Genomic DNA, 19366 nt, shown 5'->3' with positions numbered 1-19366 from the left:
CGGACCAATCCGCGCCCGTCGGAAGTGCCGTCCCCCGGTCACCGGGGGCGGCGCGGCCGAGGGCGCGCGTCGGTCCTGGGGCAGTTAACACACCGGCGGGGAGCATCCCCGCGACACCTCGTGGCCGCTCGCGGCCGACCGGCGCGGAGCGGTTGGACAGGGAGAATCGAAAAGGTGCCAGCACCGAAGAAGCGCCGGGGGTCCGCGGGGCCCCAGGGCAGGCCAGGGCGTGTTCTCATCTTGTTTCTCGTCGCCATGGTGGCGCTCGCCGGAGGCATGTTCGCCTCCGGGACCAACACTCCGAGGCTGGGGATCGACCTCGCCGGGGGTACGAGCATCACCCTGACGGCGAAGAACCAGCCGGGCGCGAAGAACGCCATCAACAAGCAGAACATGGACACCGCCGTCAACATCATCGAGCGGCGGGTCAACGGTCTGGGGGTGTCCGAGGCCGAGGTCCAGACCCAGGGCGACCGGAACATCATCGTCAACATCCCCCGGGGGACCGACGAGAAGCAGGCCCGCCAACAGGTCGGCACCACGGCGCAACTGCACTTCCGTCCGGTCCTGGCGATGGCCGACGGCAAACCGACCGCAGCTCCGTCGAAGAACCCTTCCGCGGAGAAGGGCGAGTCGAAGGCAGACGGCACCGCCCAGGACGGCAAGGGCGGGAAACCGAGCAAGGGCCCCGGTGGCGCGACCGACAAGGCCGTCTCCGAAGGCTCCGACAGCGAGGAGACCGGCGAGTCCACCGCGGCCCCCTCCCAGGGCGTCAGCGGGGAGAGCCGCTCCGCGGAAGGCGACTCCGAGAAGACCGGAGCCACCTCCTCGGAGTCCGACCCACCGCAGAAACACGAGTCCCAACCTCCGTCACCACCCCCTCAGGAGTCGGAAGGTGACATCCCATCCGCACTGCAGAAGAAGCTCGACGCGCTGGACTGCTCGGACCCCGAAGCACGGGCCACAGCCGGCGTAGGCGTCAGGCCGGGTGACCAGACCGTCGCCTGCGGCCAGGACGGAAAGATCAAATACGCGCTGGGCCCGGCAGCCGTCGAAGGCACCGGAGTCGACAGCGCCAAGGCCGCCTTCGACAACCAACGCGGCCAGGGCTGGATCGTCCAGATGGACTTCAACGACAGCGGGTCGAAGAAGTTCGGCGAGATCACCAGCCGACTCGCGGACAAGCCGCAGCCCCAGAACCAGTTCGCGATCGAACTCGACGGACAGGTCGTCTCCGCCCCGTCGGTCCACGAACGGCTCACCGGCAGCGCCGAGATCTCCGGGAACTTCACCCAGCAGAGCGCCGAGGACCTGGCGAACGTGCTGTCCTACGGAGCCCTGCCGCTCACCTTCGACGAGTCGAGCGTCACCAGCGTCTCAGCCGCTCTCGGCGGCGAACAGCTGCGGGCCGGCCTGATCGCCGGTGCCATCGGACTCATCCTCGTGGTGCTCTACCTGGTGGCCTACTACCGGGGGCTGGCCGCCATCGCCGTGCTCTCCCTGCTGGCCTCGGCCGTCCTCACCTACACGATCATGACGCTGCTCGGCCCCGGGATCGGCTTCGCGCTGAACCTCCCCGCCGTCTGCGGTGCCATCGTCGCGATCGGCATCACGGCCGACTCGTTCATCGTGTACTTCGAGCGGATCCAGGACCAGATCCGGGAGGGCCGCACGCTCCAACCGGCGGTACAGCGGGCCTGGCCGCGCGCGCGGCGCACCATCCTCGTCGCCGACTTCGTCTCCTTCCTCGCCGCCGCGGTGCTCTTCGTCGCCACCGTCGGCAAGGTGCAGGGCTTCGCCTTCACCCTCGGACTGACCACCGTCCTCGACGTCGTCGTGGTCTTCTTCTTCACCAAACCGGTGATGACGATGCTGGCCCGCCGGAAGTTCTTCGCCTCCGGCCACCCCTGGTCGGGACTGGACCCCAGACGCCTGGGGGCCCGGGCCCCGATCCGCGGCCGTCGCCGCCCCACCACCGTCAGCAGCGCCCCGAAGGAGGCCTGAGATGTCACGACTGGGCCATCTGGGAGCCCGACTCCACCGTGGGGAGATCGGCTACGACTTCATCGGCAAGCGGATGATCTGGTACGGGATCTCGGTGCTGATCACCGTTGCGGCCCTGGTCGGCCTCGGCACCCGAGGGCTGAACATGGGCATCGAGTTCTCGGGAGGAGCGGTCTTCACCACCCCTCGGACCACCGTCTCCACCGAACACGCCAAGGAGGCCGCCGAGCGTGCCTCCGGCCACCCGGCGCTGGTGCAGAAGCTCGGCGGAGGGGGCGCGGACAGCGGGCTGCGCATCCAGATCAGCGAAGTGGACACGCAGAAGTCGGACGCGATCAAGGCCGACCTCTCCGAGGCGCTGGACATCCCGGCCAAGGAGATCAACGCCGACCTGGTCGGACCCAGTTGGGGAGAGCAGATCGCCAACAAGGCGTGGAGCGGACTGGGCATCTTCATGGGACTGGTGGTGCTCTACCTCGCCATCGCCTTCGAGTGGCGGATGGCGGTGGCGGCGCTGGTCGCCCTGATCCACGACATCACCATCACGGTCGGCGTCTACGCGCTGGTCGGCTTCGAGGTCAGCGTCGGCACCGTGATCGGCCTGCTGACGATCCTGGGCTACTCGCTCTACGACACCGTCGTGGTCTTCGACAGCCTCAAGGAGAGCAGCCAGGGCATCCTCAAGCAGAGCCGGCTGACCTACAGCGAGGTGGCCAACCACAGCATCAACGGGACCCTGGTCCGCTCCATCAACACTACGATCGTGGCGTTGCTGCCGGTGGCGGGTCTGCTGTTCATCGGCGGTGGGGTACTGGGCGCTGGCATGCTCAACGACATCTCCCTGTCGTTGTTCGTAGGCCTCGCGGCCGGTGCCTACTCCTCGATCTTCATCGCCACCCCGCTGGTGGCCGACCTGAAGGAGCATGACCCACAGATGAAGGCCCTCAAGAAGCGGGTTCTCGCGAAACGGGCCGTCGCGGCCCGAGACAGCGGACCGGTCCCCGCCGGCCCCGGTGGCCCGGAGACGGCCGAGGTAGTCGGCCAGAGCCCCCGCTCGGCCGCCGGCGCCGGGCGCGGCCGTCACCCCGGCAGGTCCCGATGAGCGCCCCGTCCACCGCCACCTCGGAACTGCCGGCCCTGCTGCTCGACCGGATCCGCGACGTGCCGGACTACCCCAAGCCCGGGGTGGTGTTCAAGGACATCACCCCGCTGCTCGCCGACCCGGCCGCCTTCGAGCTCCTGACCGAGGCGCTCACGGCGCTGTGCCGGCGCCACGGCGCGACCAAGGTCGCCGGTCTGGAGGCGCGTGGGTTCATCCTGGCGGCTCCGGTGGCGGTGCGGGCGGGGGTGGGCTTCATCCCGGTGCGCAAGGCCGGCAAACTGCCCGGTGCCACGCTCTCCCAGGCCTACGAGCTGGAGTACGGCACCGCCGAGATCGAGGTGCACGCGGAGGACCTCGCGGCCGGTGATCGGGTCATGGTCATCGACGACATACTCGCCACCGGCGGTACCGCGGAGGCCTCCCTGCGACTGGTCCGGCGGGCCGGCGCCGAGGTGGCCGGACTGGCGGTGCTGATGGAGCTCGGCTTCCTCGGGGGCCGGGGGCGCGTCGAGCCGGCGCTCGGCGGGGCGCCGTTGGAGACCCTGATCACGATCTGATGGAACCGGCGCCCACCCGCCGGGCGCCGAGGCTTCGCGGCGGACACCCGGTACGGCATCGATGACCGGGTGTCCGCCCGCCGCGTTCCGGTGGGTGTTCGGCCGGCTCCGGAACGTGGCCGAACGCCGAGGTGCGGCCGTCGCCGCCACGGGCGGCGGGCTTGACCGGGCTGCGGGTCGATACCATGGAATCCGGACGTGATCGAGGGCCCCGGCCCAGCCTCCCCGCCCGCCGTCGCGAAGGCGGGGCGCACTGAGGAGTAGCCTCTTGCCAGACCAGGCCAAGCCACTCGGCGCCGCACCGGTGGACAAGTCGTCCGCGGAGCCGGCGGCGGCCTCCGACGCGCCCGCCACCCGGCAGGCCGGGGCCACCCAGCACGAGACACCGCTCACGGCGCCCAAGCCGACGCCGCCGGCGCATGGGCAGCCCGGGCGCGAGCAGCGCCCGGCCGACGGCGGGGCCACCGCCCGCCCCCACCCCGGTGGCGGAGGCCAGAGTTCCCGCTCGGGCTCCTCCAGCCGCGTCCGGGCCCGCCTCGCCCGGCTCGGCGTGCAGCGCTCCAGCCCCTACAACCCCGTACTCGAGCCCCTGCTGCGCACCGTGCGGGCCAACGACCCGAAGATCGAGTCGGCCACCCTGCGCCAGATCGAACAGGCCTACCATGTGGCCGAGCGCTGGCACCGCGGTCAGCGGCGGAAGAGCGGCGACCCCTACATCACCCACCCGCTCGCCGTGACGACCATCCTCGCCGAACTCGGTATGGACCCGGCGACGCTGATGGCGGGGCTGCTGCACGACACCGTCGAGGACACCGAGTACGGCCTCGACACCCTCCGGCGGGACTTCGGGGAGCAGGTCGCGCTCCTGGTAGACGGCGTCACCAAGCTCGACAAGGTGAAGTTCGGCGAGGCGGCGCAGGCCGAGACGGTCCGCAAGATGGTCGTCGCCATGGCCAGGGACCCCAGGGTGCTGGTCATCAAGTTGGCCGACCGGCTGCACAACATGCGCACCATGCGCTACCTGAAGCGGGAGAAGCAGGAGAAGAAGGCCCGCGAGACCCTTGAGATCTACGCCCCGCTGGCGCACCGGCTGGGCATGAACACGATCAAGTGGGAGTTGGAGGACCTCGCCTTCGCCATCCTCTACCCCAAGATGTACGACGAGATCGTACGGCTGGTGGCGGAGAGGGCCCCGAAGCGGGACGAGTACCTGGCCGTCGTCACCGACCAGGTGCAGAGCGATCTTCGCGCCGCACGGATCAAGGCGACGGTGACCGGGCGGCCGAAGCACTACTACTCGGTCTACCAGAAGATGATCGTCCGGGGCCGGGACTTCGCCGAGATCTACGACCTGGTCGGGATCCGGGTCCTGGTCGACACGGTCCGCGACTGCTACGCGGCGCTGGGGACCATCCACGCCCGGTGGAACCCGGTGCCGGGGCGGTTCAAGGACTACATCGCCATGCCCAAGTTCAACATGTACCAGTCGCTCCACACGACGGTCATCGGGCCCAGCGGAAAACCCGTCGAACTGCAGATCCGCACCTTCGACATGCACCGCCGCGCCGAGTACGGCATCGCCGCGCACTGGAAGTACAAGCAGGAGGCCGTCGCCGGCGCCTCCAAGGTGCGCACCGACGTTCCGAAGAACGGCCGGGGCGAGGGGCAGGAGACGGTCAACGACATGGCCTGGCTCCGGCAACTGCTGGACTGGCAGAAGGAGACCGAAGACCCGGGAGAGTTCCTGGAGTCACTCCGGTTCGACCTCTCCCGCCACGAGGTCTTCGTCTTCACCCCCAAGGGCGATGTCATAGCGCTGCCCGCCGGCGCCACCCCCGTCGACTTCGCCTACGCCGTGCACACCGAGGTCGGACACCGGACCATCGGAGCCCGGGTCAACGGGCGGCTGGTGCCGCTGGAGTCGACTCTCGACAACGGCGACCTCGTGGAGGTCTTCACCTCCAAGGCGGCCGGCGCCGGACCGTCCCGCGACTGGTTGGGCTTCGTCAAGTCGCCCCGGGCCCGCAACAAGATCCGGGCCTGGTTCTCCAAGGAGCGCCGCGACGAGGCCATCGAACACGGCAAGGACGCCATCGCCCGCGCGATGCGCAAGCAGAACCTGCCGATCCAGCGGATCCTGACCGGTGACTCACTGGTCACGCTCGCCCACGAACTGCGCTACTCCGACATCTCCTCGCTCTACGCGGCGATCGGCGAGGGGCACGTCACGGCGCAGAACATCGTCCAGAAACTGGTGCAGGCGGTCGGCGGCGAGGAAGCCGCCAACGAGGACATGGCCGAGACGGCGCCGCCCATGCACGGCCGGAGCAAGCGCCGCTCCAGCGCCGACCCCGGCGTGATGGTCAAGGGTGTGGACGACGTCTGGGTGAAGCTGGCCCGCTGCTGCACACCGGTGCCGGGCGACCCGATCATCGGCTTCGTCACCCGCGGCAGCGGTGTCTCGGTGCACCGCGCCGACTGCGTCAACGTCGACTCGCTGACCAAACAGCCCGAGCGGATCCTCGAGGTCGAGTGGGCTCCGACGCAGTCCTCGGTCTTCCTCGTCGCCATCCAGGTGGAGGCGCTGGACCGGTCGCGACTCCTGTCAGACGTCACCCGGGTCCTCTCCGACCAGCACGTCAACATCCTGTCCGCGGCGGTGCAGACCTCCCGGGACCGGGTGGCGACCTCGCGGTTCACCTTCGAGATGGGCGACCCGAAGCACCTGGGCCACGTACTGAAGGCGGTCCGGGGCGTGGAGGGCGTCTACGACGTCTACCGGGTCACCTCGGCCCGCCGGCCCTGAGCCACCTGCGCCGCACCTCGTGGATCCCCGTTCCCGAACGGGGATCCACGAAGTGCCAGGACGTCCGAGCGGCAGGACGGCTCCGGTGCCGGGCACCGGAGCCGTCGTGGTGGCTCACCCCCCCCGATCCATCACGGGGGCTCGCCTCCGGCGGGTCAGCCGCCGAACTCCTCAAGGCCCTTCAGCGCCTGGTCCAGCAGGGCCCTGCGCCCCTCCAACTCCTTGGCCAACCGGTCGGCCTTGGCGGTGCTCCCCGCCTCCCGGGCGGCGGCCACCTGCGCCTCCAACCGGTCCACCGCGTCCTGCAACTGCCCGGTCAACCCCGCAGCCCGCGCCCGCACCTCGGGGTTGGTGCGGCGCCACTCGCTCTCCTCCGCCTCCTGGAGAGCGCGCTCGACCGCGTGCATCCGCCCTTCGATCTTCGGCCGGGCCTCCCGCGGCACATGGCCGACCGCCTCCCACCGCTCGTTGATGGAGCGGAACGCGGCGCGGGCCGCCCGCAGGTCGGACACCGGCAGCAGCTTCTCCGCCTCGGCGGCCAACTCCTCCTTGCGGGTCAGGTTCTCCCGCTGCTCGGCGTCCCGCTCCGCGAACACCGCGGCGCGCGCCTGGAAGAAGACGTCCTGCGCCCCGCGGAAACGGGTCCACAGGTCCTCCTCGGCCTCGCGCTGCGCGCGGCCGGCGGCCTTCCAGGAGGCCATCAACTCGCGGTAACGGGCCGCCGTCGCCCCCCAGTCGGTGGAGCCGGAGAGCGCCTCCGCCTCGGACACCAACTTCTCCTTGGCCTGCCGGGCCTCCTCCCGCTGGGCGTCGAGCGCGGCGAAGTGCGCCTTGCGGCGCTTGGAGAAGACCGATCGAGCGTGCGAGAAGCGCTGCCACAGCTCGTCGTCCGTCTTGCGGTCCAGCCGCGGCAGGTCCTTCCAGACGTCCACCAGGCCCCGCAGCCGCTCACCGGCCGCCCGCCACTGCTCGCTGGTGGACAACTCCTCGGCCTCGGCGACCAGCCGCTCCTTCGACCGGCGGGCCTCCTCGGACTGTTTGGCCTTGGCCGCCTTGCGCTCCTCGCGCCGCGCCGCGACCTCGCCCTCCAGCGTGCCGAGCCGTTTCCGCAGTGCGTCGAGGTCGCCCACCGCCCGGTGCTGCTCGACCTGTTCACGCAGGTGCTCGATCGCCGCCGTCGCGTCCTTCGCCGCGAGGTCGGTGGTCCGCACTCGCCGTTCGAGCAGGTCGATCTCGACGACCAGGCCGTCGTACTTGCGTTTGAAATAGGCAAGGGCCTCGTCGGGTGAGCCCGCCTGCCACGAGCCGACGGCCTTCTCGCCGTCGGCCGTACGCACGTACACGGTCCCGGTCTCGTCGACGCGGCCCCACGGGTCGCTGCTCACAGCGCCTCCTCCACATGATGCCGATCCGGGCGGGCCGCCCGCTGACATCGTCCACAGATTGTTCCGCTCCGGGCCGTCACCCGGACCGGTCCGACGGTTTGCCTATCCCACTCGTCGCCCCCGCGGGGCGGCCTCAGCGCTGGAACCCTATCCAACGCCGACCTCGCGGCGCCCTCCGAGCGAACCACCTCGCCCGTCGCGGCCGCGGAGGTACTCGGGGCGGCCGTCCGCAGTCGGCCGCCCCGGATTCCACCATCGCCGAACGCTCACGCCTTGTCGACGGTCGCCTTCTCGATCACGACCGTCGCGTTGGGCGCGGTGTTCTGCATCGCGTCCATGGGGGCCGCGCCGGCGTCCGCGATCTTCTTGAGGACGTCCTGCCCTCCGGTGACGGTGCCGAAGGGCGTGTAGTCCGGCGGCAGCGGACTGTCCTCGTAGACCAGGAAGAACTGGCTGCCGCCGGAGTCCCGCCCCTTGCCGGTCTGGGCGTCGTACTTGTTGGCCATGGCCACGGTGCCCGCGGGGTAGACCTCGCCCTTGAGCCGCGGGTCCTTCAGGTTCTCGTCCGGGATCGTGTAGCCGGGCCCGCCCTGACCGGTGCCCAGGGGATCGCCGCACTGCAGCACGTAGATGCCCTGGTCGGTCAGCCGGTGGCACTTCGTGTGGTCGAAGTAGCCCTCGTCGGCGAGGAACCGGAAGGAGTTGACGGTGTGCGGGGTCCTGGCCGCGTCCATCGTGACGGAGATGTCCCCGCAGGTGGTCCGGAGCTTCATCACGTAGCTGGCGGACTCGTCCACACTGAGTGCGGGTTCCTTCTTCCAGGTCTTCTCCGCGGGCTTGCCCTTCCCCGGTTTGTCACACGGGTCCGGCGCCTTGCTCGGCGCGCTGGGACTGGGCGCGGCCTCCGCCTTGTCGTCCCCGCCGCCGAGCGCCGTCGCGGCGTACGCGGCCGCGCCGGCGGCCAGCAGCACGGCGAGGGCTCCGGCCACCACGGCGTTGCGCCGCCGGGCCTTCCGTCGTTGCTGGATGCGGCGGGCCTGCTGCCGTAGGTGCTTCTGCCTCGCGAGCTGACGCCGTCGCTGTTCCTTCGTGGGCACCGGTGCCCTCCTCGTCTCGTTGCTGCCCGTCCGTCCCCGTGAGCTTGACGCGTACCGTATACGGGTTCGCTGTGATACGGGCCTCGCCGGTAGGCTTTGAGCTGCTCAGAGACACATGCCGGACGACACTAAGGACGATCGTGCTCATTGCCGGGTTCCCGGCCGGGGCCTGGGGGACCAACTGCTACCTGGTCGCCCCCGCCGCGGGTGAGGAGTGCGTCATCATCGACCCGGGCCACGAAGCCGCTCCGGGGGTCGAGGAGGCGCTCGCCAAGCATCGGCTCAAGCCCGCCGCCGTCATCCTCACCCACGGCCACCTCGACCATGTCGCCTCGGTCGTCCCGGTCTGCGGTGCACACGGCGTGCCCGCCTGGATCCACCCCGAGGACCGCTACATGCTGAACGATCCGGAGAAGGCCTTCGGCAAGGCCGTCGGGCAGCAGTTGCTGGGGCGACTCGCGGTCGGTGAGCCGGACGATCTCAGGGAACTGTCCGACGGCGCCGAACTGGAGCTGGCCGGTCTGCGGTTCACCGTCGCGCACGCCCCGGGCCATACCAAGGGGTCGGTGACGTTCAGGCTGCCGGAAGGGGCGGACATCCCGTCCGTCTTCTTCTCCGGCGACCTGCTGTTCGCCGGCTCCGTAGGACGCACCGACCTGCCCGGCGGCGACCACGCCGAGCTCCTGGAGTCGCTGGCCCGCGTCTGCCTGCCGCTCGAGGACTCGACCGTGGTGCTGGCTGGCCACGGCCCCCAGACCAGCATCGGCCGGGAACGCGCCACCAACCCCTTCCTGCGGGAGGTGGCCGACGGCCCGGGAGCGGCCGGCAGCGCCGCTCCACGACGAGGAATGTGAAGAGATCCGCTCCGTGACCACTTTCTCCGCCCCCAAGGGCACCTACGACCTGACCCCGCCGGAGTCCGAGACCTTCCTGGCGGTGCGCGAGGCGATCTCCGCACCGCTGCGCCGGGCCGGCTACGGCTACATCGAGACCCCCGGCTTCGAGCACGTGGAGTTGTTCTCCCGCGGCGTCGGCGAGTCGACCGACATCGTCACCAAGGAGATGTACACCCTCACCACCAAGGGCGGGACCGAACTGGCTCTCCGCCCCGAGGGCACGGCCTCTGTTCTCCGCGCCGCGCTCCAGCGCAACCTCCACCGCGGCGCGCTCCCGGTGAAGCTCTGGTACTCCGGCTCCTACTACCGCTACGAGCGGCCGCAGGCCGGCCGGTACCGGCACTTCTCCCAGGTCGGCGCCGAGGCGATGGGCACCGAGGACCCGGCGCTGGACGCCGAACTCGTCCTGCTCGCCGTGGACGCCTACCGTGCCCTGGGGCTCCGCGAGGTGCGGCTGCTGCTGAACTCGCTCGGTGACCAGGAGTGCCGTCCCAAGTACCGGTCCGCGCTCCAGGAGTTCCTCCGCGGCCTCGACCTCGACGAGGACACCCGCCGGCGGATCGAGATCAACCCGCTGCGGGTGCTGGACGACAAGCGGGAGGCGGTGCAGCGGCAGCTCGCCGACGCCCCCATGATGCGCGACCACCTCTGCGAGGCGTGCAAGAGCTACCACGAGCAGGTACGCGACCTGCTCACCGCGGCGGGCGCCGAGTTCGAGGACGACCCCAGGCTGGTGCGCGGACTCGACTACTACACCCGCACCACCTTCGAGTTCGTGCACGACGGACTGGGCTCGCAGTCGGCGGTGGGCGGCGGCGGGCGCTACGACGGCCTCTCCGAGATGATCGGCGGTCCTCCGCTGCCCTCGGTGGGCTGGGCGCTCGGGGTGGACCGCACGGTCCTCGCGCTGCGCGCCGAAGGGATCGCGCCTGAGGCCCCGGCGCGGGCCGAGGTGTTCGCGGTGCCGCTGGGGGAGGAGGCGCGCCGGACGCTGTTCGGCGTGGTCACCGAGTTGCGGCGGGCCGGGATCGCGGCCGACTTCGCCTACGGCGGCAAGGGCATGAAGAACGCGATGAAGTCCGCGAACCGGTCCGGAGCACGGTTCGCCGTCATCGCGGGGGAGCGCGACCTCGAGCAGCGCACGGTGCAGCTCAAGGACCTCGAAAGCGGTGGTCAGACCGAGGTGGAGCTGGACGCGGTGGTCGAGACGGTACGCCGGCGACTGGGCTGAGGCGAGCCTGCAGAGCCGTGACGTCGGGGCCGCCTCCGACCAGGTTGTCGGCGTCATGGCGGGCGTCCTCCGGCCACGGCCGGAGGGGACGTCTCCGCTCCGCGCGGCGGGAACCCCGGTAGGCGCGGCACCGGGCTTCCGGCCGTCCCGAGATGACCGCACCGCGCGCCGCTCCTCGGCGGGCGTACCGCACGGGGCCCGGCGGCACTCGCGGGGTTGCGGGAACTCCTGTGGCCCTGCTCACCGCTGGGGCACAATGTGCCTGCCCGACCGGGCGGTAGTTGCGGGAGCGAGACGGAAACGGCGATATGACCATGACAGCGGTTGACGAGGCGGCCACGGACGGAGACGGCGCGGCGGGCCGCCGCCCCACCATCGGGGCCGGACGCGGCCTCGCACTGCTCCTGGTGATCACCGGGGCCGCGGGTCTGCTGGCGGCGTGGGTCATCACGCTCGACAAGGAGAAGATCCTCGAGGCCAAGGCCGCGGGGAAGACGTTCACCCCGGGCTGCAGCCTGAACCCGATCGTCTCCTGCGGCAACGTCATGGAGAGCGACCAGGCGTCGGTCTTCGGCTTCTCCAACCCCATGCTGGGGCTGGTGGCCTACGGCATGGTCATCGCCATCGCCATGGGGCTGCTGGCGGGAGCCCGCTACCAGCGGTGGTTCTGGCTCGGACTGAACACCGGCTGCCTGTTCGGGGTCGGGTTCTGCAGCTGGCTCCAGTACCAGTCGCTGTACGTCATCGGCTCGCTCTGCCTGTGGTGCTGCCTGGCCTGGGTCGCCACGATCGTGATGTTCTGCTATGTCACCGTGCACAACGTCCGGCACCGGTTGCTGCCGGCCCCGGAGGGGCTGCGGCGCGGACTGCTGGAGTTCCACTGGGCGCCTCCGGTCCTGTGGATCGGGATCATCGGCATGATGGTGCTGACCCGTTGGTGGAACTTCTGGACCGGCTGAGGCCGGTCGACGTCGCTGCCCACCCTCCTCTGGTCCGCAGCGCAAGGGCGCTCGCCGGTCCACCCGCCACCGTGTGCCGAGGTTAGGGTCGAGGTGTGGAGCCCGACCTGTTCACCGCAGCCGCCGACGACCGCCAGCAGCGGGAGCCGACCAGCAGTCCGCTCGCCGTGCGGATGCGCCCCCGCACCCTGGACGAAGTCACCGGGCAGCAGCACCTGCTGCGGCCCGGGTCCCCACTGCGCCGGCTGGTCGGCCAGGGCGCGGGCGGGCCGGCAGGCGCCTCCTCGGTTCTGCTGTGGGGCCCGCCGGGCACCGGGAAGACGACGCTGGCACACGTGGTGAGCCAGGCGACCAACGCCCGGTTCGTCGAGCTCTCCGCGATCACCGCCGGAGTCAAGGAGGTGCGCTCGGTCATCGAGGGGGCCCGCCGCGCCTCCGGCGGCTACGGCCGGGAGACGGTCCTCTTCCTGGACGAGATCCACCGCTTCAGCAAGGCCCAACAGGACTCCCTGCTGCCCGCCGTCGAGAACCGCTGGGTGACGCTGATCGCGGCCACCACGGAGAACCCGCACTTCTCCGTCATCTCCCCGCTGCTCTCCCGCTCCCTGCTGCTGACGCTGGAACCGCTCACCGACGACGACGTGCGGACCGTGCTGCGCCGGGCGGTGGAGGAGGAGCGGGGGCTAGGCGGCGTGGTCTCGCTGCCCGCGGACTCCGAGGCGCACCTGCTGCGGATCGCGGGCGGTGACGCCCGGCGCGCGCTGACCGCCCTGGAGGCCGGCGCCGCCGCCGCACTCGACCAGGGCGGCGGCGAGATCACTCTGCGGATCCTCGAGGAGGCGGTCGACCGGGCCGCGGTGAAGTACGACCGGGACGGTGACCAGCACTACGACGTGGCGAGTGCGCTGATCAAGTCCATCCGGGGCTCGGATGTCGACGCCGCGCTGCACTATCTGGCCCGGATGATCGAGGCGGGGGAGGACCCGAGGTTCATCGCCAGGCGGTTGATGATCTCCGCCAGCGAGGACATCGGCATGGCCGACCCCACCGCCCTGCAGACGGCGGTGGCCGCCGCCCAGGCGGTCGCCCTGATCGGTTTCCCGGAGGCCAGGATCACCCTGGCCCAGGCCACGGTGGCGCTGGCGCTCGCCCCGAAGTCCAACGCCGCCTACCTCGCGGTCGACGCCGCCCTGGCGGACGTACGCGCCGGGCTGGCGGGGCCCGTCCCGCCGCACCTGCGGGACGGGCACTACCGGGGGGCTGCCAAGCTGGGCCACGCCCAGGGCTACGTGTACCCCCACGATCTGCCCGGGGGCATCGCCGCCCAGCAGTACGCCCCCGACGCCGTGCACGGCAAGCGGTACTACCACCCCACGCGGTACGGGGCGGAAGCCCGCTACGCCGATGTGGTGGAGCGGGTACGGGGCCGGCTGGGCCACGCCGAAGCGGAGGGGGGCACCGGGCCGGACCGGCCCGCCCGGCCGCGGTCGGAGGACCGGCGGGAAGGGAGCTGAACCGGCCCGTGCCCGGTGGCGTCCGCCCGGAACCGGCCCTCAGCCGGTCTCCGTCGCCGCCTGGAACAGCAGGTGCATCGCGTCCCGCAGTTCGATCACGTCGCGCACCGGCTCGGGGAAGTCGAAGCGGGCGTCGAAGCAGCGGGTGTCCGACTCGGTGAAGCGGACCCGCAGCCCGAACCGGTCCAGCGCCACCGGCACTACCCGGGCCCGGGCCGCGCAGAACTCCCCGCCGTACTGGGTGACCAGACCGCACAGCGAACGCAGCTGCTCCCCGTGGGCCGCGGCCAGATGCTGGAGCAGATCGGCCTCGTGGCGGGTGAGCGGGTCGGCGGTGGCCGCGGCGAAGTCGTCGGCGTCCACCACCGCTTCGCCCCAGAGGTCGTCGACCCCGGCCTCCGCCACCTCCAGGCGGAGCAGCGCCCAGGCCGCCGGCGGGTACCAGTTCGGTCCCGGCGGGGGCGGGGCGTCGGAACCCAAGATCCCGGCCACGCTCATCGGGTGCTGCTCGGCGAGGAGTTCGGCGCATAGCGCACGCTCCTCCTCCGGTACCGCGGTGAGCCAGCCGGCGATCCAGCCGCGTCCGCGGATGCGGTGCGGCACCGCGACCGGAGCCACGTCCGTGATCTCCACCACGGCGGCCAGGTCGTCGTCCTGTGCGTGCGGCGCGGCGCGGGCCGCAGGGCAGCCCGCGGGCATCAGCAGCAGCACGTCGCCGTCGGGGGAGACGGTGCGCGCGGCGGGGGTGCCGCTACCGAGTTCGTCGGCCCCGAAGCCGGGAATTCCCAGCGTGGCCGAAGCGTTCGACACCGCGAGGGTGCGTACCCGTTCAGCGGCCGTCGGCCGCTGGTTGTCGTCCACGGGGTGTGACCGAGCGGGCTCCGCGCCGTCCTCGCTCTTCCCGGACCCGTGACCCGCGCGGGGGCGGACAGCGCGGGAACGAGGACTCCCAGGTCGATACATGCGTTCTCCTCCGCTAAGGTAAGGCTCACCTAACTTACATGGAGGATCGTTCCCCGTGAACCAGCCACGTCCGAAGATCAAGAAGTCGCGTGCCCTCGGCATTCCGCTGACTCCGAAGGCCGTGAAGTACTTCGAGTCCCGGCCGTACCCGCCCGGCGAGCACGGCCGTGGACGCAAGCAGAACAGCGACTACAAGGTGCGGCTGCTGGAGAAGCAGCGGCTCCGCGCCCAGTACGACCTCAGCGAGCGGCAGCTGGCCCGCGCCTACGAGCGGGCCCGGAAGTCCGAGACGAAGACCGGCGACGCGCTGATCGTCGAGTTGGAGCGGAGGCTGGACGCGCTGGTGCTCCGCTCCGGTCTGGCCCGCACCATCTACCAGGCGCGGCAGATGGTCAGCCACGGCCACATCGAGGTCAACGGCCGCAAGGTCGACAAGCCCTCCTTCCGGGTACGCCCCGACGACGTCGTGCGGGTCCGCGAGCGGAGCCGGGAGAAGTACCCCTTCCAGGTGGCGCGCGAGGGCGGTTACGACACCGACGGCGAGACGCCGCGCTACCTCGAGGTCAACCTCAAGGCGCTGGCGTTCCGGTTGGACCGGGACCCGCTGCGCAAGGAGGTCCCGGTGATCTGCGACGAGCAGTTGGTCGTCGAGTTCTACGCCCGCTGAACCGGCCCGGCGCCCGTCCCCGTCCTCCTGGCGGGGACCGGCCGTAAGTCGGTTCAGCCGCGCCCTCCTCGCGCGATAAGGTCAAGACCGCCGTCCCGGATCAGGCGGACCGGAAGTCCGCGCCCGGTGGCGGCGATCTTCGACTACAGGGAGCGGTGCGAACGTGTCCGGTGGAGAGGTGGCCGGGATCCTCGTGGCTGTCTTCTGGGCGATCCTGGTGTCGTTCCTCGCCGTGGTGCTGGTGAGGCTCGCGCAGGTGCTCAGGGCTGCCACCCTGCTGGTGTCCGAGGTCTCGGAGCGGGCCGTCCCGCTCCTCAACGAGGCCTCCGCGACCGTGCGGTCCGCACAGAGCCAACTGGACCGGGTCGACGCGATCACCACCGACGTCCAGGAGGTCACCTCCAACGCCTCCGCGCTCTCCTCCACCGTGGCCTCCACCTTCGGCGGCCCCCTGGTCAAGGTCGCCGCCTTCGGCTACGGCGTCCGACGCGCGCTCGGCCGGCAGGACCGCGGACCGCGGACCGACCGGCCCCGCTCCGTGATCGTCTCCCGTACCCTGCCGTCACCGCGCCGGGGGGGCTGGCGCGGGCGCGGTCGAAAGGACTGAGGCAGCGATGTTCCGCCGGGCTTTCTGGTTCACCGCCGGTGCTGCGGCAGGCGTCTGGGCCACCGCCAAGGTCCAACGCCGACTCCGCCGGCTGACCCCCGAGAACCTCGCCGTGCAGGCGGCGGACAAGGCCGTCGAAACCGGCCACCGCCTCAAGGAGTTCGCCCTCGACGTCAAGGCGGAGATGGCCCGCCGCGAGCTCGAACTCAACGACGCCCTGGGCATCGCGGCCGGGGCCGGGGGACCGAGGGAGCTGCCCGGACCGTCCCGTCCGGTCCCGCAGGACCGGAACAACCTTCCCACCTCGAACGACCGGAATGAGGACCACTGATGGAGTCGGCTGAAATCCGCCGTCGCTGGCTGCGCTTCTTCGAGGAGCGGGGACACACCGTCGTCCCGTCGGCGTCCGTGATCGCGGACGATCCGACGCTGCTGCTGGTGCCGGCCGGCATGGTGCCCTTCAAGCCGTACCTCCTCGGTGAGGTCACACCGCCCTTCGCCCGCGCCACCAGCGTGCAGAAGTGCGTACGCACCCCGGACATCGAAGAGGTCGGCAAGACCACCCGGCACGGCACCTTCTTCCAGATGTGCGGCAACTTCTCCTTCGGCGACTACTTCAAGGAAGGCGCGGCCAAGTACGCCTGGGAGCTGCTGACCGGCCCGGTCGCCGACGGCGGCTACGGCCTCGACCCGGAGCGGTTGTGGATCACCGTCTACGAGGAGGACGACGAGGCCGACCGGATCTGGCGGGAGGTCATCGGGGTCCCCGCCGAGCGCATCCAGCGTCTGGGCAAGGAGGACAACTACTGGGACATGGGCGTGCCCGGCCCCTGCGGCCCCTGCTCGGAGATCAACTACGACCGCGGCCCGGAGTTCGGTGAGGAGGGCGGGCCGGCGGTCAACGACGAGCGCTACGTGGAGATCTGGAACCTGGTCTTCATGCAGTACGAGCGCGGCCCCGGCGCCGGCAAGGACTACCCGATCCTCGGTGAACTGCCCAGCAAGAACATCGACACCGGCCTCGGCCTCGAACGCCTGGCGATGATCCTGCAGGGCGTGCGGAACATGTTCGAGACCGACACCCTCCGGGTCGTCATGGACAAGGCGAGCGAACTCACCGGAGTCCGCTACGGCGACAGCGAGGACTCCGACGTCTCGCTCCGGGTGGTCGCCGACCACCTGCGCACCTCCGTCATGCTCATCGGCGACGGGGTCGCGCCCGGCAACGAGGGCCGGGGCTACGTGCTGCGCCGCATCATGCGGCGGGCCGTCCGGAACATGCGCCTGCTGGGGGCCACCGGCCCGGTCGTCGGCGAACTCGTCGACACCGTGCTCGCCACGATGGGCCAGCAGTACCCGGAGCTGCTGGAGGACCGCAGGCGCATCGAGACGGTCGCCCTCAGTGAGGAGGCGGCCTTCCTCAAGACCCTCAAGACGGGCACCAACATCCTCGACACCGCGGTGGCCGAGACCAAGGCCGCCGGCGGCCGGGTGCTCGCCGGGGACAAGGCGTTCCTGCTCCACGACACCTGGGGCTTCCCCATCGACCTCACCCTGGAGATGGCGGCCGAGCAGGGCCTCTCGGTCGACGAGGACGGTTTCCGCCGGCTGATGAAGGAGCAGCGGGAGCGCGCCAAGGCCGACGCCATGGCCAAGAAGCAGGGCCATGCCGACCTCTCGGCCTACCGCGAGGTCGCCGACCGCTCCGGCGCCACCGTCTTCACCGGTTACACCGACACCGAGGGCGAGGCGACCGTCGTCGGCCTCCTGGTGGGCGGCGCACCCTCACCCGCGGCCCAGGAAGGCGACGAGGTGGAGGTGGTCCTCGACCGCACCCCCTTCTACGCCGAGGGCGGCGGGCAACTCGCCGACACCGGGCGCATCCGGATCGACAGCGGCGCGGTCATCGAGGTGCGCGACGTCCAGCAGCCGGTGCCGGGCGTCAGCGTGCACAAGGGTGTCGTCCAGGTCGGTGAGGTCACCGTGGGCGCCGCTGCGGAGGCCCGCATCGACGTCACCCGCCGGCGCTCCATCGCCCGTGCGCACAGCGCCACCCACCTGACCCACCAGGCGCTGCGCGACGCGCTCGGCCCCACCGCCGCCCAGGCCGGTTCGGAGAACTCGCCAGGCCGCTTCCGCTTCGACTTCGGCTCGCCGACGGCGGTGGCCGGCAGCGTGCTGCTGGACGTGGAGCAGAAGATCAACGAGGTGCTCGCCCGGGATCTCGACGTCACCGCCGAGGTGATGTCGATGACGGAGGCCAAGAAGCAGGGCGCCATCGCCGAGTTCGGTGAGAAGTACGGCGACCGTGTGCGGGTGGTCACCATCGGTGACTTCTCCAAGGAGCTGTGCGGTGGCACGCACGTCCACAACACCGCTCAGCTCGGACTGGTCAAGCTGCTCGGCGAATCGTCGATCGGTTCGGGGGTGCGGCGGGTCGAAGCCCTCGTGGGTGTGGACGCCTACCAGTTCCTCGCGCGCGAGCACACGATCGTCTCGCAGCTCACCGGGCTGCTCAAGGGGCGTTCCGAGGAGCTACCGGAGAAGATCTCGGACATGCTCGGCCGGCTTCGGGAGGCCGAGAAGGAGATCGAGCGGTTCCGCGCCGAGAAGGTGCTGCAGGCGGCCGCCGGTCTCGCCGAGGGGGCCAAGGACGTCCGCGGGGTGGCGCTGGCCACCGGGCGGGTGCCCGACGGCACCGGCGCCGACGACCTGCGGAAGCTGGTGCTGGACGTCCGGGGCCGGATCCAGGGCGGCCGGCCGGCCGTGGTGGCCCTGTTCACCGTGGTCAAGGACCGCCCGCTCACCGTCATCGCCACCAACGAGGCGGCCCGTGAGCGCGGCGTGAAGGCGGGCGAGCTGGTCCGCACCGCGGCCAAGACCCTCGGGGGCGGCGGCGGAGGCAAGGACGACATCGCCCAGGGTGGCGGCCAGAACCCGTCCGCCATCGACGACGCGGTGGCCGCCGTGGAGCGGTTGGTGGCCGACCGGGTATGAGGGCGCTGGAAGGGCAGCCGCGGCGCGGCCGGAGACTCGGCATCGACGTCGGGGACGTACGGATCGGCGTGGCCTCCTGCGACCCCGACGGCATCCTGGCCACGCCGGTGGAGACGGTGCCGGGGCGGGACGCTCCGGCCGCCCGGCGGCGGTTGGCGGCGCTGGTCGAGGAGTACGAGCCGATCGAGGTCGTGGTGGGGCTGCCCCGCTCGCTCAACGGGCGGGAGGGGCCGGCCGCGGCGAAGGTCAGGGACTTCGCCCGGCTGCTCGCCGCCGCCGTGGCTCCGGTGCCGGTGCGGCTCGTCGACGAACGCATGAGCACCGTCACCGCCGCACAGGGGCTTCGAGCCGCCGGCAGGAACGCCAGGAAGGGCCGGTCCGTCGTCGACCAGGCGGCAGCGGTGATCATCCTGCAGAACGCCCTGGAAGCCGAGCGGAGTTCGGGGGAGCCCCCTGGGGAAGGCGTTGAAGCGGTCGGCTGATCGCGATGCGGTAACGTTTCGCGCGCCACATCAACGCTCGAACAGTGGTGCACCTAACTCATGAGGCGGTCCGGACCCGAGGCAGACCTGGGCGACCGG

General features: G+C 71.1%; 16 protein-coding genes. 13 read left to right on the top strand and 3 right to left on the bottom strand.

The features are described 5' to 3' along the window. Window positions 1–174 precede the first annotated feature (174 nt). From secD to BGP73_RS10940, 4 genes are all read left to right on the top strand, one after another. Complete coding sequence (gene secD / locus BGP73_RS10955; protein WP_069814108.1) at window positions 175–2004, top strand: protein translocase subunit SecD; 1830 nt, start codon at window positions 175–177, stop codon at window positions 2002–2004. Window position 2005: 1 nt separating this feature from the next. Then, on the top strand, window positions 2006–3106 hold the full coding sequence (gene secF / locus BGP73_RS10950) for a protein translocase subunit SecF (protein ID WP_069814107.1): 1101 nt from the start codon (window positions 2006–2008) through the stop codon (window positions 3104–3106). Continuing rightward, window positions 3103–3663 (top strand): adenine phosphoribosyltransferase, encoded by a 561-nt coding sequence (locus BGP73_RS10945; protein ID WP_069814106.1) that lies wholly within the window; start codon window positions 3103–3105, stop codon window positions 3661–3663. The genes secF and BGP73_RS10945 overlap by 4 nt, the downstream gene beginning before the upstream one ends. 268 nt (window positions 3664–3931) lie before the next feature. Beyond that, window positions 3932–6469, top strand: coding sequence for a RelA/SpoT family protein (locus BGP73_RS10940; protein WP_069814105.1), 2538 nt, complete (start codon window positions 3932–3934; stop codon window positions 6467–6469). A gap of 155 nt (window positions 6470–6624) precedes the next feature. Here the strand turns inward: BGP73_RS10940 and BGP73_RS10935 are convergent, their stop codons facing one another. Then, window positions 6625–7854, bottom strand: a complete 1230-nt coding sequence (locus BGP73_RS10935; RefSeq protein WP_069814104.1) for a DUF349 domain-containing protein — start codon at window positions 7852–7854, stop codon at window positions 6625–6627. Between the two features lie 266 nt (window positions 7855–8120). After that, entirely contained in the window at window positions 8121–8951 is an 831-nt protein-coding gene (locus tag BGP73_RS10930) for a peptidylprolyl isomerase (protein ID WP_069814103.1), read from the bottom strand. Between the two features lie 140 nt (window positions 8952–9091). Here BGP73_RS10930 and BGP73_RS10925 point away from each other — a divergent pair, with 140 nt between their 5' ends. The 4 genes from BGP73_RS10925 to BGP73_RS10910 all read left to right on the top strand — a co-directional run bounded on the left by BGP73_RS10925 (window position 9092) and on the right by BGP73_RS10910 (window position 13551). Continuing rightward, the gene (locus BGP73_RS10925; RefSeq protein ID WP_069814102.1) at window positions 9092–9805 is read left to right on the top strand and encodes an MBL fold metallo-hydrolase; all 714 of its coding nucleotides are present in this window, start codon (window positions 9092–9094) and stop codon (window positions 9803–9805) included. Between the two features lie 13 nt (window positions 9806–9818). Beyond that, window positions 9819–11078 carry a histidine--tRNA ligase gene (hisS, locus tag BGP73_RS10920; RefSeq protein ID WP_069814101.1) on the top strand — a complete coding sequence of 420 codons (1260 nt, stop codon included), beginning with the start codon at window positions 9819–9821 and terminating at the stop codon, window positions 11076–11078. Window positions 11079–11386: 308 nt separating this feature from the next. After that, on the top strand, window positions 11387–12037 hold the full coding sequence (locus BGP73_RS10915) for a vitamin K epoxide reductase family protein (RefSeq protein WP_069814100.1): 651 nt from the start codon (window positions 11387–11389) through the stop codon (window positions 12035–12037). A gap of 95 nt (window positions 12038–12132) precedes the next feature. Further along, window positions 12133–13551, top strand: a complete 1419-nt coding sequence (locus BGP73_RS10910) for a replication-associated recombination protein A (RefSeq protein ID WP_069814099.1) — start codon at window positions 12133–12135, stop codon at window positions 13549–13551. Window positions 13552–13590: 39 nt separating this feature from the next. Here BGP73_RS10910 and BGP73_RS10905 read toward each other — a convergent pair whose 3' ends face one another. Next, entirely contained in the window at window positions 13591–14412 is an 822-nt protein-coding gene (locus BGP73_RS10905) for a DUF2470 domain-containing protein (protein WP_107474017.1), read from the bottom strand. A 157-nt stretch (window positions 14413–14569) separates the two neighbouring features. Between BGP73_RS10905 and rpsD the strand changes: the two genes are divergently transcribed. The 5 genes from rpsD (at window position 14570) to ruvX (ending at window position 19267) form a co-directional block, all read left to right on the top strand. Further along, window positions 14570–15181 (top strand): 30S ribosomal protein S4, encoded by a 612-nt coding sequence (rpsD, locus tag BGP73_RS10900; RefSeq protein ID WP_069814098.1) that lies wholly within the window; start codon window positions 14570–14572, stop codon window positions 15179–15181. Window positions 15182–15344: 163 nt separating this feature from the next. Continuing rightward, the gene (locus BGP73_RS10895) at window positions 15345–15788 is read left to right on the top strand and encodes a DUF948 domain-containing protein (RefSeq protein WP_069814097.1); all 444 of its coding nucleotides are present in this window, start codon (window positions 15345–15347) and stop codon (window positions 15786–15788) included. A 7-nt stretch (window positions 15789–15795) separates the two neighbouring features. After that, a complete protein-coding gene (locus tag BGP73_RS10890; RefSeq protein WP_069814096.1) occupies window positions 15796–16119 on the top strand; it encodes a hypothetical protein in 324 nt (107 codons plus the stop codon). Continuing rightward, a complete protein-coding gene (gene alaS, locus BGP73_RS10885) occupies window positions 16119–18785 on the top strand; it encodes an alanine--tRNA ligase (protein WP_069814095.1) in 2667 nt (888 codons plus the stop codon). Before BGP73_RS10890 ends, alaS begins: the two co-directional genes overlap by 1 nt. Further along, window positions 18782–19267, top strand: a complete 486-nt coding sequence (gene ruvX, locus BGP73_RS10880) for a Holliday junction resolvase RuvX (RefSeq protein WP_069814094.1) — start codon at window positions 18782–18784, stop codon at window positions 19265–19267. Before alaS ends, ruvX begins: the two co-directional genes overlap by 4 nt. Window positions 19268–19366 lie beyond the last annotated feature (99 nt).

The organism is Streptomyces sp. TP-A0874 (assembly GCF_001748085.1).
Classification (GTDB): domain Bacteria; phylum Actinomycetota; class Actinomycetes; order Streptomycetales; family Streptomycetaceae; genus Streptomyces.
Note: the sequence above shows the minus strand (reverse complement) of the source record. Positions and strands in the feature narration are given on the sequence as shown.